Source organism: Exiguobacterium sp. SH5S13, assembly GCF_004337085.1.
In the GTDB taxonomy this organism is placed as follows: Bacteria; Bacillota; Bacilli; order Exiguobacteriales; family Exiguobacteriaceae; genus Exiguobacterium; species Exiguobacterium aurantiacum_A.
Window position 1 is genome coordinate 15896 of sequence record NZ_SJUS01000011.1, and the last position, 14895, is coordinate 30790.

The following is a 14895-nucleotide window of genomic DNA, read 5'->3' on the forward strand; positions in this document are numbered from 1 at the left end:
GGCTCATATCCGAGTCAGTTCTTTTTATACACATTTAGGAGGGATCGACCATGAAAAACAGTGCCAAACGCGCCAACTTCATTACGTTCGCCATCATCGGTGCCATCATCGTGATCGGGATCGCGCTTTTATTCTTCTTGAATAATGCGAATGAAGAGACCGGCGTCAACGCCGTGTCAGCGGACGAGCTCGAACAGAAAATTGACGAAGAAGAAGAGGTCGTCGTTTACTTCTGGCAGACGGGTTGCGAATATTGTGATCAAGTCAAACCGTATGTCGAACCACTCATCGAGGAGTATGACGCGGTCTCGATCAACTTGGCCGATCATGACGTCTGGACGACTTATGGCATTAACGGAACACCAACGATGATTCGTTTTAAAGACGGTCAAGAAACGGGTCGTGTCGAAGGGGCCGTCTCGGAACAACAGTACGAAACGTTCTTTAAAAACGAGGAGGCCGCACAGTGATCAAAAGCCGCTTGTATCAGACGTTGTTTGAATTGAATGCGACACCGTTCATCGCCAAGCGGCTCCGTCAGTTCGCCGAATCGAAGGCGAGCCGCGCGTTCATCCCGTCGTTCGCGAAAACGTATCAAATCGATATCGCTGAAGCGGCAGAGCCGATCGACGCCTATCCGAGTCTGCACGCCTTTTTCACGCGCCACTTGAAAGACGGGGCGCGCCCGATCGATGCAAACACGGACACGGTCGTATCACCGTGCGACGGACAGCTGTCGATCGTGTCCGCCATAACAGACGAGAGTCGGTTTGAAGTAAAGGGGCAGTCGTATACGCTCGCCGAGATGCTCGGTTCACAGTCAGAGGCGAGACGGTATGCCGGCGGGACGGTTTGCGTGCTCTACTTGAGCCCGCGTGACTACCACCGTGTCCATGTCCCGCTCGCAGGCCGAGTGCTCAGCCATTACGAGCTCGGCGACCGTTCGGCGCCGGTGAATGAACTCGGTTTGACGGAGACGGTCCGCCCGTTGTCACGTAACTATCGCCGTGTCACGCGCTTTGAGAGCGTGGCCGGACGTTACGAGCACATCATGGTCGGCGCTTTGAACGTCAATACAATCGAATGGACCCATGACGGCGAACGTGTCGATAAAGGGGCCGAGGTCGGTTACTTCTCGTTCGGCTCGACCGTCATCCTCTGTTTTGAGAAAGATCGTGTCGTCATCGACCCGGCGAAAATTGGTCCGGTCCGGCTCGGTGAAGTCATCGGTTCGATTCAATCGAACCGATGACTGATAAGTAAATAGACAACAATTTTCTGGCCGGTCAAACGAGACACTAGTCGTTTGGCCGGTTTTCGTATAACATAGAAGGGATATCAATACTTGTATAAGCTGTTGAATCGCTTTAGCTAATTGGAGGAATACAAACGTGTTTAATCGACTTTATCCGAAACAGTTCGTCGCGTCAGTATTTGACATCGACCTTGAAGACTTGAAAGACCGTGGTGTCCGCGTCATTTTGACGGACCTTGATAATACACTCGTGGCCTGGGACGTCCCGCACGCACCTGAGCTTCTTTTGCTATGGCTCGAGAAAGTGAAATCACATGGACTCGATGTCATCGTCGTCTCGAATAATAACGAGAACCGCGTGCGCACGTTTACGGAACCGCTCGGTCTTCATTATGTGGCGCGTGCGAAAAAACCGTTGCCGTCTGGGTTCAAGCAAGCACTTGCCAAGTACGGCTATTCAACCAAAGAAGCGATTTTCTTAGGCGATCAAATCTTCACTGACGTGCTCGGCGCCAATATGGCAGGCATTCACGTCGTTCACGTGCAGCCCGTCGTCAAGACGGACGGTCTCGTCACGAAGTTCAATCGCATGCTGGAGAAAGTCGTATTCGCGCATATGAAGCGTCGCGGGAAGTACGTGTTGATCACGAAAAAAGTGGAGGAAATCGCAGTCGATGCGAAGCGGGCCAAAGTGGCCGTCGCTGAAAAGATCGGCGAGGCGATGCACTCACGTTCAGAAGATTCACATAAAAAAGATAAATAAGGGCCTCGAACGCATAGGAAGAAGGAGGCTGTCTTGTACGGCGCGTAAGACGTCGGAATTAACGCTTCAGGAGTAGCGGCGAGGCGCTACGAAGAATGAAGAAGAGGAAACTTAAAGGACAGCACATACGAATATGGAAGAAACGAAACGTTATTGCGCCGGTTGCGGCGTTCTCATTCAAACAGAAGACCCGACAGCAGTCGGTTATGCACCAAAATCGGCACTTGATCGCGAGATCGTCATTTGCCAACGCTGCTTCAAATTGAAGCATTACAACCAGATCCAAGACGTCGAATTGACGGACGATGACTTCTTGCGCATCTTGAACGGGATCAGCGCCAAAGAAGCGCTCGTCATCAAAATCGTCGATATTTTTGATTTCAACGGAAGCTGGCTCCCGGGACTTCAACGTTCGGTCGGATCGAACGATGTCTTGTTAGTCGGGAACAAAGTCGATCTACTGCCGAAGTCGGTCAACCCGAACCGGATGGCGAACTGGATGAAGACCGAGGCGAAAGAACTTGGTTTGACGCCGGTCGATGTCCATTTGATCAGCGCTAAAAAAGGTCACGGCATCGACGAACTAGCAGAGAAGATCGAGTACTATCGCAAAGGGAAAGACGTCTACGTCGTCGGTTGTACGAATGTCGGGAAATCGACACTCATCAACCAAATCATCAAGCGCTTCGGTGCTGAAGATGAAGCGATCATCACCGTCAGTCATTTCCCGGGAACGACGCTCGACTTGATCGACGTCCCGCTCGATGATGATGCGAACCTGTACGATACGCCAGGGATCATCAACCGCCATCAAATGGCGCATTACGTCGACGCGCGCGATTTGAAGACGATCACACCTAAAAAAGAGATCAAGCCGCACGTGTTCCAATTGAACCCGCAGCAAACACTCTTCTTTGGTGGTCTGGCTCGTCTCGATTACCTGGAAGGCAATAAACGTTCATTCGTCGTCTACATGTCGAACGAGTTGAAGACACACCGGACGAAGCTCGACAAAGCAGATGAGCTTTATGAAAACCATATCGGCAAAATGCTTAACCCGCCGAACGAGAAGACGTTGCAATTGTTGCCGCCGCTCGTGCGTCATGAATTTAGTCTCCGTGACGGCGTCAAGACGGATATCGTCTTTAGCGGACTCGGTTGGGTCGCCATCCACGGAAAAGGTGGACGGATTGCCGCTTGGGCACCAAAAGGAGTCGTCGTCACATTACGCGAGGCGCTCGTATGAGACTGGCCGTCATCGGTCACCCAATCGCTCATTCGCTCTCTCCCTCCCTGCACGAGCAGTGGCTGAGAGCGTCTGGGCTTTTCGGGCGGTATGACGCGCTCGACGTCACAGCGGACGAGCTCGCCCCGTTGTTTCAGGCGATGCGGGACGGGGACTATGACGGGTTCAACGTCACGATCCCGTACAAGGAAGCGGTCATCCCGTTGTTAGACGACTTGGAGGACTCAGCCAAGTCGGCCGGTGCCGTCAACACCGTCTATAAGCGGGACGGACGTTTGATCGGCGCGAACACGGACGGCGTCGGTCTTGTGACCGCACTCGACCCGTACACCGACTGGTCTGGTCGTGTGCTCGTCATCGGGGCGGGTGGAGCGGCCCGCGGGATCATCAGCGCGTTGCCGACCCGAAACGTCACGGTCACGAACCGGACGATCGACCGGGCCGAGCGTCTCGCGAAGACGTTCGGCATCGAGTCACAACCGCTCGGTGATGTCGACGTCGCCCGCTACGACGTCATCATCCAAACGACATCGGTCGGCATGGATGGGGTACAATCACCGCTTCCGTTAAATGGATTACGACAAAACACCGTCATTTGTGATATCATATATCGTCCACTCGTCACACCGTTTTTAAGCGACGCCACAATCCGAGGCGGTAAAACCGTGAACGGGACTGCCATGTTCGTCGGGCAGGGAGCGTTGGCGTTCGAACGCTGGACAGGTGTGAAACCGGATCAAATTGTCGGAATGAAGTTAATTGAAAGCTTATTGGAGGAATAAAAATAATGTTATCAGGTAAACAGAAGCGATTTTTACGCGCCGAGGCACACAACCTCTCGGCCATCTACCAAGTCGGAAAAAACGGCGTCAGTGAAGCGATGTGCAAAGACATCGGCGATGCGCTCGAAAAGCGTGAACTGTTAAAAGTCCAAGTTCTTCAAAACTGTCTCGACACGCCGAAAGACGTGGCTGGAGAGTTGGCTGAAGGAACGAAGGCAGAAGTCGTTCAAGTCATTGGAAAAGTCATCGTCTTGTACAAACAGGCGAAAGAGAAAGAGAATCGCCAAATCAAGCTTCCATGAGTCGCATCGGGCTGATGGGAGGGACGTTCGACCCGCCGCATCTCGGTCATCTGTTGATCGCCGAGCAGGCGAGAGAACAACTCGAGCTCGACGAGGTCTGGTTCTTACCGGCAGCGATCCCGCCCCATAAGGCCGGGTTCAGCCGGGCGGACGACCGGATCGAGATGACGCGGCGGGCCATCTCCGGTCACCCGGATTTCAAGCTCAACTTGATCGAGTTCGAACGAGCTGAACCGTCCTACACGGTCGAGACGATGAAACGGTTGCGGGAGCAGTATCCGGCTGACACGTTCTTCTTCCTGATCGGGGCCGATTCACTCGATGCGCTCGAGAAGTGGCACGATTATGAGACGCTGACTACGCTCGTGACGTTCGGTGCGGTCGCACGGCCCGGGAGCCGCTACCGGATCCCGAGCCGAGCTGACGTCCGTACGATCGACATGCCGCAGCTTGAGATTTCGTCGACCGACATTCGGGAACGTGCGAAGCGGAACAAGTCGATCACGTATCTCGTCCCATGTGAAGTCGAAACTTATATCAAGGAGCACGATTTGTATGACGTATGAACAGGCACAGGCATTGATTGAACGAACGTTGCCTGAGAAACGGTACATCCATACGCTCGGTGTCGTCGAGACGGCAGAACGTCTCGCCCGAACGTACGGAGAGGACGTAGACCAGGCCCGGCTCGCGGCAATGTTGCACGATTATGCGAAGTACCATGACCGTGACGAGATGCGTCAAATCGTCTTAGACGAGCATCTCGACCCGTTGTTGCTCGAGTTTGATGACGAACTGCTTCATGCGCCGGTCGGAGCGGTCTTGTTAGACCGTGCCTACGACCTCGACGCTGAAGTCATATCGGCCATCAAAAACCACACGACCGGCGAACCTGGTATGTCGCGCCTCGATCAAATTTTATTTGTCGCGGATGCGATTGAACCGAATCGTCGGTATCCCGGTGTCGACGTGTTGCGCGATTTGGCAGACGTTTCACTTGAAGCGGCCGTCGTCGCGACACTGCGCCATACGATTAACTATTTATTGAAGAAGTCGGTGCGGATTTTCCCGCAGACGATTACGACATATAACTATTATTTGAACACACCTTAGGAGGGTCTATATGACTGTAAAAGAAGAACTTGAATTGATTGTAAAAGCTGTTGACGATAAACGTGGGGAAGACATCGTCGTCCTCGACATGGAAGGTATCTCACCGATCGCCGATTATTTCGTCATCTGCCACGGTAACTCTGAGAAGCAAGTCGAAGCGATCGCACGTGAAATCAAAGACGTGGCGGGCGAGAACGATTTGCCGCTTAAAAAATTCGAAGGCATGGACTCGGCACGTTGGGTGCTCGCTGACCTTGAAAACGTCGTCGTCCACATCTTCCACCGTGACGACCGTGACTACTACAACCTTGAAAAATTATGGGCTGACGCGCCGCACGTCGACGTGGAAGTCGGCTAATGACGTACGAAGGGTTCGCCTACGTATACGATGAGTTGATGAAAGATGCCCCGTACGCGGATTGGGTCGCGTTCGTGCGGCGCCACGTCGCGGACGGTGCATCGCTTGCCGACGTCGGATGCGGGACGGGCTCAGCGACGATCCGGCTGGCCGAGCATTACGACACGATCGGTCTCGACTTATCCGAGTCAATGCTCGAAGTCGCCCAAGAGAAAGCGCTTGAAGCGGGCGTCACGCTACCGCTCTGGCAACAAGACATGCGTGAGCTCGAACTGCCGGCTCCGGTCGATGCCGTGACGATCCTTTGTGACTCGCTTTGCTACCTTGCAGACGAGGCCGACGTCGTCGACACGTTCGAGGCGGTATATGAGCAGCTGAAGCCGGGCGGGACGTTCATCTTTGACGTCCATTCACCGAACAAGATGGAGACGCTCTTCAACCAGAAGACGTACGCGTCGAACGGGGAAGACTGTTCTTACATCTGGTTCGCTGACCCGGGCGAGAAGCCGCTCTCGGTCATCCACGATTTGACGTTTTTCGTCGCGCTCGAGGATGGCACGTATGAACGCGTCGAAGAGACGCACGAACAGCGGACGTATGAGCCAGGGCAGTATATGCAATGGCTCATCGGTGCCGGCTTCCACGTGAAATCGGTCACGGCCGACTTCTCGGATCAAGCTCCGGGCCAAAACGCCGAACGAATTTTCTTCGTCGCCCAGAAATAAACGAGACCCTATCGCGTGAAGCGATGGGGTCTTTGTCATATGGAAATATGTACACAGTTGTTCGATTAGACACGGAAATGGGAATAAGTCCGTAGAGACATTTTACGGAAAGAAGGCACGTATCATGAAGCTGACACGAGGACGACTGTTAGAATTCGGATTCGTCTTGTTCATGGGGATTATTCTCATCACGTCCATCATTCAAGGAGCGTGGTTTAACGCGAGTGTCGCCGGGGCGGGCATCGTCTCGGGACTGATTCCGTTCATGTTGGAGAAGGCGTTTAAAACCGAGTTCGATGCCAAGATGAAAATCGCCTATATTATTTTCCTGTTCGCCTCGCAATATTTGGGTTCGATCGTCGGATTATACAGCAACGGATGGTGGGACACATTTTTGCACGTGTTGAGCGGGGTATTTTTGGCGTTTCTTGGTTTTGACTTCTTTAGTCGTCTCGATGAAGACACACGGCTCGAGATGCCGAAGCGCTTCCTCTTCGTTTACATCGTCGTCTTCTCGATGGCGGGCGCGGCGTTATGGGAGATGTATGAGTTCACGTCAGACATTGTGTTGCAGACGACGATGCAAGGGAACGGGAACGATGACACGATGGTTGATATAATTGCCGGATCGCTCGGTGGGATCATCGCTGCCTTATTGGTGACAGAAATCCATCGGAAAGAGCAGATTAAAAAGAAAAATGGAACCACCTGAAAATAATAGCGCTTACAAAACGTTCGAGACGTCTCGAGCGTTTTATTTGTAATAATTATTATCTTTTAATATTATTAATTTAGTAATAATGATTATTAAGAGGAGGCAACAATATGGATCAACATCGTCATCTAACTACTAACCAAGGCGTTCCAATCGGGGACAACGCCAACTCCATCACAGCCGGCCGCCGCGGCCCAACGCTTCTCGAAGATTATCAGCTAATTGAGAAACTCGCCCACTTTGACCGTGAGCGCGTGCCGGAGCGGGTCGTTCATGCCCGTGGTGCCGGAGCACACGGTGTCTTCAAAGTTAAAAATAGCATGAAACGATATACGAAAGCCAAGTTCTTGCAAGAAGTTGGCCAAGAAACACCAATTTTTGCCCGCTTCTCGACGGTCATCCACGGTCTCGGTTCACCGGAGACGCTTCGTGACCCGCGTGGATTCTCAGTCAAGTTCTACACCGAAGAAGGCAACTATGACTTCGTCGGAAACAACTTGCCGGTCTTCTTCATCCGTGATGCGATCAAGTTCCCAGACGTGATCCACTCGCTCAAACCGGACCCACGGACGAACCTTCAAGACCCGGACCGTTTTTTCGACTTCATGTCGCTCACACCGGAATCGACGAGCATGCTCGTGCACTTGTTCAGTGATGAAGGCATCCCGGCGTCGTACCGTCACATGCGCGGTTCATCGGTCCATTCGTTCAAATGGGTAAACGAATTTGGGAACACGGTGTACATAAAGCTCCGTTGGGTTCCGAAGCAAGGCATTAAAAACTTGTCGATGGACGAAGCAGCGAAAGTGCAAGCGGAAGACTTCAACCATGCGACGCGCGACTTGTTCAACGCGATCGAAGAAGGCGACTTCCCGGAGTGGGACCTTTACGTCCAAATCCTCGATCCGGCCGATATGGACAACTTCGACTTCGACCCGCTCGATGCGACGAAAGACTGGTTCGAAGACGTCATCCCGTATCAACTCGTCGGCACGATGACGCTCAATAAGAACGTCGACAACTTCTTCGCCGAGACGGAATCGGTCGGGTTCAACCCGGGCGTGCTCGTCCCTGGGATTCAACCGTCGGAAGACAAGATGCTGCAAGGCCGTTTGTTCTCATACTCGGATACGCAACGTTACCGCATCGGGGCGAACTATCTCCAACTCCCGATCAACTGCCCGTTCGCACAAGTGTCGAACAACCAGCGTGATGGCGCGATGCCGTTCAAACAACAGACGAGTCCGGTCAACTACGAGCCGAACCGTTACGAGGACACACCGAAACCGGATGCGGCTTATATCGAAACCGAGCAACCGATCACAGGAGTAACGGGTCGTCAGAAAATCGAGAAGACGAACGACTTCGGGCAAGCGGGCGAGGTGTACCGCCGCTACTCGCAAGACGAGAAAGACGGTCTCGTGCGTAACTTGGTCGCCCACATTAAAGAAGTCCGTCATGAGAAGACGGTCCTTCTCTTGATCTGTAACTTCTACCGTGCCGACCGCGACCTCGGGGAACGCCTGTCGAAAGAATTGAACGTCGATATCACACCATTCTTGAGTCAAGTAACGGAGTAAACGTTAGGAAGCAGAGTCGGCAAAACGCCGCTCTGCTTTTTTGCGTATACTAGGGAGTGGGGGTGATGAAATGAATGTGCGAAGTGCTGGGTATTTGCTAATCGAACGAACAAATCGAGCAGCGTATATGGACGAACGACTGATTCCGAAGTTGGTGCAATCTGCAAGTGTATGCATTTGTGAGCAACATCCAACGCTTGATGTGCTTTGGGGGACGTCAAAACATAGTAAAGATACGTATCGAGAACAATTGCAACTTACCGAAAAAGAGTACCTCATACTCATGGAATGGGTAGATTTGCATCAGGAGAGTGGGGAACTCGGATACCCTCAAACGTTTCAGACGATTGAACTCGCAAAGAAATTTAGGGACCGTTTCTTCTCTCACATCGAACGCGACATCATTGAGCTCGGTCTGCCTGAGTCTTATGTTTCTGACTTTTTAGCAGAGGGGGAAGAAGGAGACAGCCCCGAGCGATACGGCGTTGAACGTTTCATTTTGCGACACGAACGCAATGAGCCGCTCGGACGATTTCTCGGTTACGAAGTGCTCGGGTATGAGAAAGGCACGTTTCATTCCTATCTATGTAATGGGTTAGAGCGAGATTTCGCCGAACGATTCCCGTTTCAGTTGAACGAGCGCGGCTTCATCCCGACGCTTGAAGAAGCGGAACGCTATTGTACATACAGTAATCAAGAAGACGTTGGGACTGAGCCTGTCTTGTGGTTGCCATGGGCCATCTTTAAAGTGGAGTGAGGTCTCTATCATTGTCGGAAACCTTCGCTCTGTGCCAAGATAAGAAAAAAGGGGGAAGCTGCATGAATCAAATCATCGAGACATTACTGAACCACCGCTCCGTCCGCTCGTTCACGGACGAGACGCTGACCGACGAACAGATCCGTCTCATCGTCGAGAGTGCCCAACGCGCCTCGACGTCGAGCTTCATCCAGGCGTATTCGATTATCGGCGTGACCGACCCAGAGAAGAAGGTACGCCTCGCCGAGATCGCCGGCAATCAGCAGTACGTCGTCGACAACGGTCATTTCTTCGTTTTTTGTGCTGACCTTTACCGGCACGAACTGATCGGGCAACTGCAAGAAGCCGCCGTCAATCCGACGCTCGAGACCGATGAGAAACTGCTCGTCGCCGTCATCGACGCCACGCTCGCGTCACAGAACGCCGTCGTCGCTGCCGAATCGATGGGGTTAGGCATTTGTTACATAGGCGGGATCCGCAACGATATGTCGGCTGTCAAAGAGTTGCTCGGTTTGCCGGAGCGGGTGTTGCCGCTGTTCGGGCTCGCGGTCGGTGTCCCGGCGCACGTCGAGGATCAAAAACCGCGGCTTCCGCTCGAGCATATCTATCATGAGAACACGTACGACGCTGATCCGATTCAACTGAAGCAAGAGCTCACAGCTTACGACCAGACGATTCACGACTACTATGCGGCACGTGGATCGAACCAACGCAGCGATACATGGACGGGCCAGATGGGAAGGATGTTGTCGAAGCCGACCCGGCTCGATGTGAAAGACTTCTTGAAGACGCAAGGCTATTTGAAGCAATGAAAAAACCGCCGGCTTGAACTACCCCATTAAAAGTTGGATTTTCATGTCCAACTTTTTTGGTTCAGTTCAACTGGCGGTTTTTAGTTGGTTTTGGTATCGAGCCACGCTTTATCGATCGCACCGAACTGTTTGGCGACGATGACACCATTTTCATCGAGCACATACGTCGTCGGCATCGCTTGGATCCGGTAGGCGTTCCCGACGGCACCGTCCTCATCGTAGACGACTTGGAACGCGTCTTCATAAGGCGCGACGAACGACCGCGCCTCGTCGACGTCACGTTCACTCGTCGTCGTGTTGACGGCAACGATCGTCACATCATCTTGCTCGCGGGCAAACTTGGCCATGTCTGGCATCTCGGCCCGGCACGGCGGACACCAAGACGCCCAAAAGTTGACGACGACACGCTCTCCGCGTAAGTCTTCTAAGTTAAGCGTCGTCCCGTCCGTTCGTTTCAATTCAAAATTAGGCGGAACTTGACCGATGTTCAGTCCGGCCGCTTGAGACGAGTCGGCAACGAGCGTTGGTGTCTCGTCCGGTAAGCTCGCGTTGATGATCGCGAGCGTGACGAGGACACCGAGACCTGATTGGACGATGCGGCGTGACGGTTTGGCGACGTACCCGGCGAGTCCGACTAAAGCTGCGAACGGGATGAGCCACAGTAGATTCACCGTTGTCGTCGCATACGTGCTCACGAGCCAGATAGCAAACGCACCGACCGTCGTCCATAGCAAGGCACCGACCGATGGCGAGCGCATCCAGCGCCACGTCACAACGATTAAGCCTGCGATGAGCAGGGCAGTGTACAGATGGAGCGGTTGAGCGGTCGCGATAAACGGGAGCGTTCCGTACTTCGGCACGACGATCGTTACACCGAACCATAAAAGTAGGGCTGAAAATAGCCAATAGCCCCGAAGCCCGGGAGCAAGCCGGAAGACGAAAAATCCGATTGTTGCAGTGGCGATCAGGATCGACCAGATACCGCCCGTCGCGTACAGCGATAGCGCCAAACTACCGGTCGAGGCGAGGCCGATGATGATGGCGCTCAGTTTCCAGGCGAGAAACCCGGCGAACCACGTCCCGAGGACGGCGTCGCGGTCTTTTTCCGTTAACCCGATTTTTTTGAAGCCGATGTAGAGACCGAGCAGACTGACCATGAAGACGAGAAGGTCGAGTCGGACGTTCAGTGGACCGATTGCAATCACGATATCCCTCCTAGAGAAAAAGCGCCCAAACGAGTGGGCGCTTTCTTTGTTTTTAGTATAGCATTAGCCGATTTGTTCTGCGTTGAGGACGGTCTTCATCGCAGCATAGCCACCGAGGATGTTTTGAATATCCTTGTAGCCGAGCGATTGAAGGACGCTCGCGGCCATACGTGAACGGACGCCTGACGCACAGTGGACGGCGATCGTCTTGTCTGTCGGTAGACCGTCGTGGTCACGCATGAGTTTACCGAGCAAGATGCGCTCTGCTTTCTCATAGTGACTCGCGTTCCATTCTGTCGCGTTGCGGACGTCAAGGACGAACACGTCGTTCTTCTCAGCTGATTCGATCGCTTGTTCAGCCGTCACGTCCGTGTACGTTTCTGTCAATAGTTCTTGACCGAGCTCTTCGACAGGGACGATGAAGCGGAGACGGTCAAGACCGATCGATTGAAGGTCTGTCTGCACTTCTTCGACGTCTTCCGCGCTCGCGATGAGCGTGATGTCTTTGTCGAAGTTAACGAGCCAGCCGGCCCATGAGACGAATTTCGTGTTGTAAGGGATGTTGATCGTCCCAGGGACGTGACCTTGCGCGAAGTCTTCGCCTCTACGTGTGTCGACGACTTGCGTCGCTTCGACGAGTGTGTCGAGACGGTCCGTGCCGACGACTTCTGGACGAGCGATCTCGTTCGTCACTTGGATGCCTTCTTTGTTCACTTTTTTCATCATCGCGAAGTAGTTCGGCGGTTCTGGTTGGTCCGTCGTCAACTCTTTGATGAATGCGTCTTTGTCCGTCATTTGGAGCGCCCAGTTCGTCGCTTTCTCATAACCGACCGTTGACGTTGGGATCGCGCCGAGCGCTTTCCCGCAAGCGCTGCCGGCACCGTGACCAGGCCAGACTTGAACGAAGTCAGGGAGAGCCTTGAACTTGTTAAGCGAGTGGAACATTTGCTCGGCACCGATGGCCGTCGTTCCTTTCACGCCGGCCGCTTCTTCGAGCAGGTCAGGGCGTCCGATATCGCCGACGAAGACGAAGTCGCCTGTGAAAATACCCATCGGTTGCGTTTGGTTGCGGTCATAGAGCAAGAACGAGATGTGTTCCGGTGTGTGGCCTGGTGTGTGCATGACTTCGAGCGTGACGTTACCGACTTTGAACGTGTCGCCGTCTTTGACGAGTTTCGAGTCGATGTCTTTCGCGAACGCATATTTCCATGACGCGTCACCTTCATCTGACAAGTAGGCTGTCGAGCCAGTGCGTTTCGCAAGTTCGAGCGAACCTGAGACGAAGTCGGCGTGGATGTGTGTCTCAGCCGTCGCGACGATCGTCATGCCTTCTTTTTCAGCTTCTTGCAAGTACGGTGTGATGTTGCGAGCCGGGTCGATGACGACCGCTTCGCCGGTCATTTGGCAACCGACCATGTAAGATGCCTGTGCTAATTTTTGATCATAGAAATAACGTAATAACATATGATATACCCCCTAGAATAGTTGACTGTAAACGTTAGTTGTTGTGCTGCTTTATATTAAGAAGTGATTAAACCGTTTCGCCTGTCCAGCTCATCATGCCGCCGTCGACGTTGATGACGTCAAAGCCGAGTGAGTCGAGGTAAGCTGACGCGTTCATGCTGCGTCCGCCTGCCGCACAGATGACATGAATCGGTTTCGTGCGGTCGAGCTCATCGACTTTCGCACTGAAGTCAGACAACGGTACGTTTTTCGCTTGTTTGATATGTCCGCCTGCAAATTCATCCGTTTCACGAACGTCGATCAAGTTGAGCGTTTCATCCGTGCTTAGCAATGTTTCTAATTCAGTCGTCGTAATCGTCTTCATGTGGTATTAATCCCCTTTTCTAATCAAGTTATGTTTAAAGTGAGTAACTTTCGTTGTTTTTAATATACCCCCTAAGGTATACTCAATGCAAGGAAAAGAATTGGAGGTCAAAAATTGCGTAAATTAACGATCATCTTATCGGTTTTAGTGATTGTGACTGTCGGAATCGTGGTTTTCACTTCGAAAGAGGATAGAATCACCCAAATCGACGTCGAAACACTACAAAACAGATTGGAAAACGAAGAAATAACCTTTTTGGACGTCCGTGAACTAGATGAATACGAGGGGGGGCATATCGAAGGAGCGGTGAACGCACCACTTTCTTCATTAAATGAAACCGAATTACCTTATGCGAAAGATGAACCGATCTATATCATTTGCCGCAGTGGCAATCGAAGCGCCCAGGCGGCCGAGTTGTTGCAGGATCGAGGTTATACGGAAATTTATGACGTCTCAGGTGGTATGATCGCTTGGGAACAGAGATAAAACTTACTTATCTAATAGGGTAGGAAACTGGAGGAGCTAGTATGGAGTTAGAGTTTATCATCACAATCTTTTTGATTGGCTTTATCGGATCATTCATCTCAGGGATGGTCGGGATCGGCGGGTCAATCATCAAATATCCGATGTTGTTGTACATTCCGCCGCTTCTTGGCTTCGCGGCGTTCAGCGCGCACGAAGTATCTGGGATCAGCGCGATTCAAGTGTTCTTCGCGACGATCGGTGGGATTTACGCATATCGTAAAGGCGGCTATTTGAATAAACAACTCATCCTGTATATGGGTGTCGCCGTCTTGATCGGAAGTTTCATCGGGGGCTACGGCTCGACGCTGTTGTCGGAGAACTTGATCAACGTCGTCTATGCGGTCCTCGCGACGATTGCGACGATCATGATGTTCTTGCCGAAAGCGAACGTCGAAGACTTGCCGCTCGACCAAGTCACGTTCAATAAACTGATCGCGGCCAGTTCGGCGTTTATCGTCGGGATCGCAGCCGGGATCGTCGGGGCGGCCGGAGCGTTCATCTTGATGCCAATCATGCTCGTCGTGCTCCGTATCCCGACGAAGATGGCGATCGCGAGTTCGCTTGCGATCACGTTCATCTCATCGATCGGGTCGACAGCCGGTAAGATCATCACCGACCAAATCGTTTGGGAACCGGCTTTCGTCATGATTATCGCGAGTTTGATTGCGGCACCGATCGGGGCGAACATCGGGAAAAACATGAAGACGAAGTCGCTCCAGATGATTTTGGCGTTGCTCATTTTAGCGAGTACGGTCAAGATCTGGATGGACATCATCGGCTAAATGAATCGTGTTTCAAAGGCTATCGAGTTCACTCGATAGCCTTTTTTAGATGAAGATTGCAATGAAATTGTTAAGTTTATGTAGCATTGTAAACGTCAAAAAGTTGAATTAAGTTCAAAAGAACGTTAAAATACTCTTTATACGTCT

At 52.4% G+C, this 14895-nt stretch carries 19 protein-coding genes; 16 read left to right on the top strand and 3 right to left on the bottom strand.

Translation table 11 applies throughout. From position 1 onward, the window contains the following. Positions 1 to 50 precede the first annotated feature (50 nt). The 14 genes from EVJ30_RS07495 (at position 51) to nfsA (ending at position 10408) form a co-directional block, all read left to right on the top strand. Entirely contained in the window at positions 51 to 470 is a 420-nt protein-coding gene (locus tag EVJ30_RS07495) for a thioredoxin family protein (RefSeq protein ID WP_131458969.1), read from the top strand. Continuing rightward, positions 467 to 1252, top strand: a complete 786-nt coding sequence (locus EVJ30_RS07500; protein WP_131458971.1) for a phosphatidylserine decarboxylase — start codon at positions 467 to 469, stop codon at positions 1250 to 1252. The genes EVJ30_RS07495 and EVJ30_RS07500 overlap by 4 nt, the downstream gene beginning before the upstream one ends. A 139-nt stretch (positions 1253 to 1391) precedes the next feature. Continuing rightward, positions 1392 to 2018 carry a YqeG family HAD IIIA-type phosphatase gene (locus EVJ30_RS07505; RefSeq protein ID WP_070327818.1) on the top strand — a complete coding sequence of 209 codons (627 nt, stop codon included), beginning with the start codon at positions 1392 to 1394 and terminating at the stop codon, positions 2016 to 2018. Between the two features lie 133 nt (positions 2019 to 2151). After that, complete coding sequence (gene yqeH / locus EVJ30_RS07510) at positions 2152 to 3264, top strand: ribosome biogenesis GTPase YqeH (RefSeq protein WP_016508207.1); 1113 nt, start codon at positions 2152 to 2154, stop codon at positions 3262 to 3264. Next, positions 3261 to 4046, top strand: coding sequence for a shikimate dehydrogenase (gene aroE / locus EVJ30_RS07515; RefSeq protein ID WP_071399265.1), 786 nt, complete (start codon positions 3261 to 3263; stop codon positions 4044 to 4046). Before yqeH ends, aroE begins: the two co-directional genes overlap by 4 nt. Before the next feature lie 5 nt (positions 4047 to 4051). Continuing rightward, positions 4052 to 4348: a ribosome assembly RNA-binding protein YhbY gene (yhbY, locus tag EVJ30_RS07520; protein ID WP_016508126.1), complete on the top strand. Its 297-nt coding sequence runs from the start codon at positions 4052 to 4054 to the stop codon at positions 4346 to 4348. Then, complete coding sequence (locus EVJ30_RS07525; RefSeq protein WP_070327816.1) at positions 4345 to 4914, top strand: nicotinate-nucleotide adenylyltransferase; 570 nt, start codon at positions 4345 to 4347, stop codon at positions 4912 to 4914. The genes yhbY and EVJ30_RS07525 overlap by 4 nt, the downstream gene beginning before the upstream one ends. Next, on the top strand, positions 4904 to 5461 hold the full coding sequence (gene yqeK, locus EVJ30_RS07530) for a bis(5'-nucleosyl)-tetraphosphatase (symmetrical) YqeK (protein ID WP_070327815.1): 558 nt from the start codon (positions 4904 to 4906) through the stop codon (positions 5459 to 5461). The genes EVJ30_RS07525 and yqeK overlap by 11 nt, the downstream gene beginning before the upstream one ends. A gap of 10 nt (positions 5462 to 5471) precedes the next feature. Continuing rightward, positions 5472 to 5819: a ribosome silencing factor gene (gene rsfS, locus EVJ30_RS07535; protein WP_070327814.1), complete on the top strand. Its 348-nt coding sequence runs from the start codon at positions 5472 to 5474 to the stop codon at positions 5817 to 5819. After that, positions 5819 to 6544 (top strand): class I SAM-dependent DNA methyltransferase, encoded by a 726-nt coding sequence (locus tag EVJ30_RS07540; RefSeq protein ID WP_131458974.1) that lies wholly within the window; start codon positions 5819 to 5821, stop codon positions 6542 to 6544. Before rsfS ends, EVJ30_RS07540 begins: the two co-directional genes overlap by 1 nt. 124 nt (positions 6545 to 6668) lie before the next feature. Then, positions 6669 to 7256, top strand: a complete 588-nt coding sequence (locus tag EVJ30_RS07545) for a DUF2238 domain-containing protein (protein WP_131458976.1) — start codon at positions 6669 to 6671, stop codon at positions 7254 to 7256. A gap of 113 nt (positions 7257 to 7369) precedes the next feature. Further along, positions 7370 to 8839 (top strand): catalase, encoded by a 1470-nt coding sequence (locus EVJ30_RS07550; RefSeq protein WP_131458978.1) that lies wholly within the window; start codon positions 7370 to 7372, stop codon positions 8837 to 8839. Positions 8840 to 9122: 283 nt separating this feature from the next. Beyond that, on the top strand, positions 9123 to 9596 hold the full coding sequence (locus EVJ30_RS07555) for a hypothetical protein (protein ID WP_131458979.1): 474 nt from the start codon (positions 9123 to 9125) through the stop codon (positions 9594 to 9596). Positions 9597 to 9658: 62 nt separating this feature from the next. After that, complete coding sequence (nfsA, locus tag EVJ30_RS07560; RefSeq protein ID WP_131458980.1) at positions 9659 to 10408, top strand: oxygen-insensitive NADPH nitroreductase; 750 nt, start codon at positions 9659 to 9661, stop codon at positions 10406 to 10408. Between the two features lie 80 nt (positions 10409 to 10488). On the opposite strand, the gene EVJ30_RS07565 is transcribed toward nfsA, so the two are convergent. From EVJ30_RS07565 to EVJ30_RS07575, 3 genes are all read right to left on the bottom strand, one after another. After that, positions 10489 to 11613, bottom strand: a complete 1125-nt coding sequence (locus EVJ30_RS07565) for a TlpA family protein disulfide reductase (RefSeq protein WP_131458981.1) — start codon at positions 11611 to 11613, stop codon at positions 10489 to 10491. A 63-nt stretch (positions 11614 to 11676) separates the two neighbouring features. Further along, a complete protein-coding gene (locus EVJ30_RS07570) occupies positions 11677 to 13077 on the bottom strand; it encodes an MBL fold metallo-hydrolase (RefSeq protein ID WP_070327806.1) in 1401 nt (466 codons plus the stop codon). Positions 13078 to 13144: 67 nt separating this feature from the next. Further along, positions 13145 to 13441, bottom strand: coding sequence for a rhodanese-like domain-containing protein (locus EVJ30_RS07575; RefSeq protein WP_070327805.1), 297 nt, complete (start codon positions 13439 to 13441; stop codon positions 13145 to 13147). 114 nt (positions 13442 to 13555) lie between these two features. On the opposite strand from EVJ30_RS07575, the gene EVJ30_RS07580 reads away from it, so the two are divergent. After that, the gene (locus EVJ30_RS07580; protein WP_236636041.1) at positions 13556 to 13927 is read left to right on the top strand and encodes a rhodanese-like domain-containing protein; all 372 of its coding nucleotides are present in this window, start codon (positions 13556 to 13558) and stop codon (positions 13925 to 13927) included. Positions 13928 to 13968: 41 nt separating this feature from the next. Continuing rightward, positions 13969 to 14748, top strand: coding sequence for a sulfite exporter TauE/SafE family protein (locus tag EVJ30_RS07585; protein ID WP_016508199.1), 780 nt, complete (start codon positions 13969 to 13971; stop codon positions 14746 to 14748). Positions 14749 to 14895 lie beyond the last annotated feature (147 nt).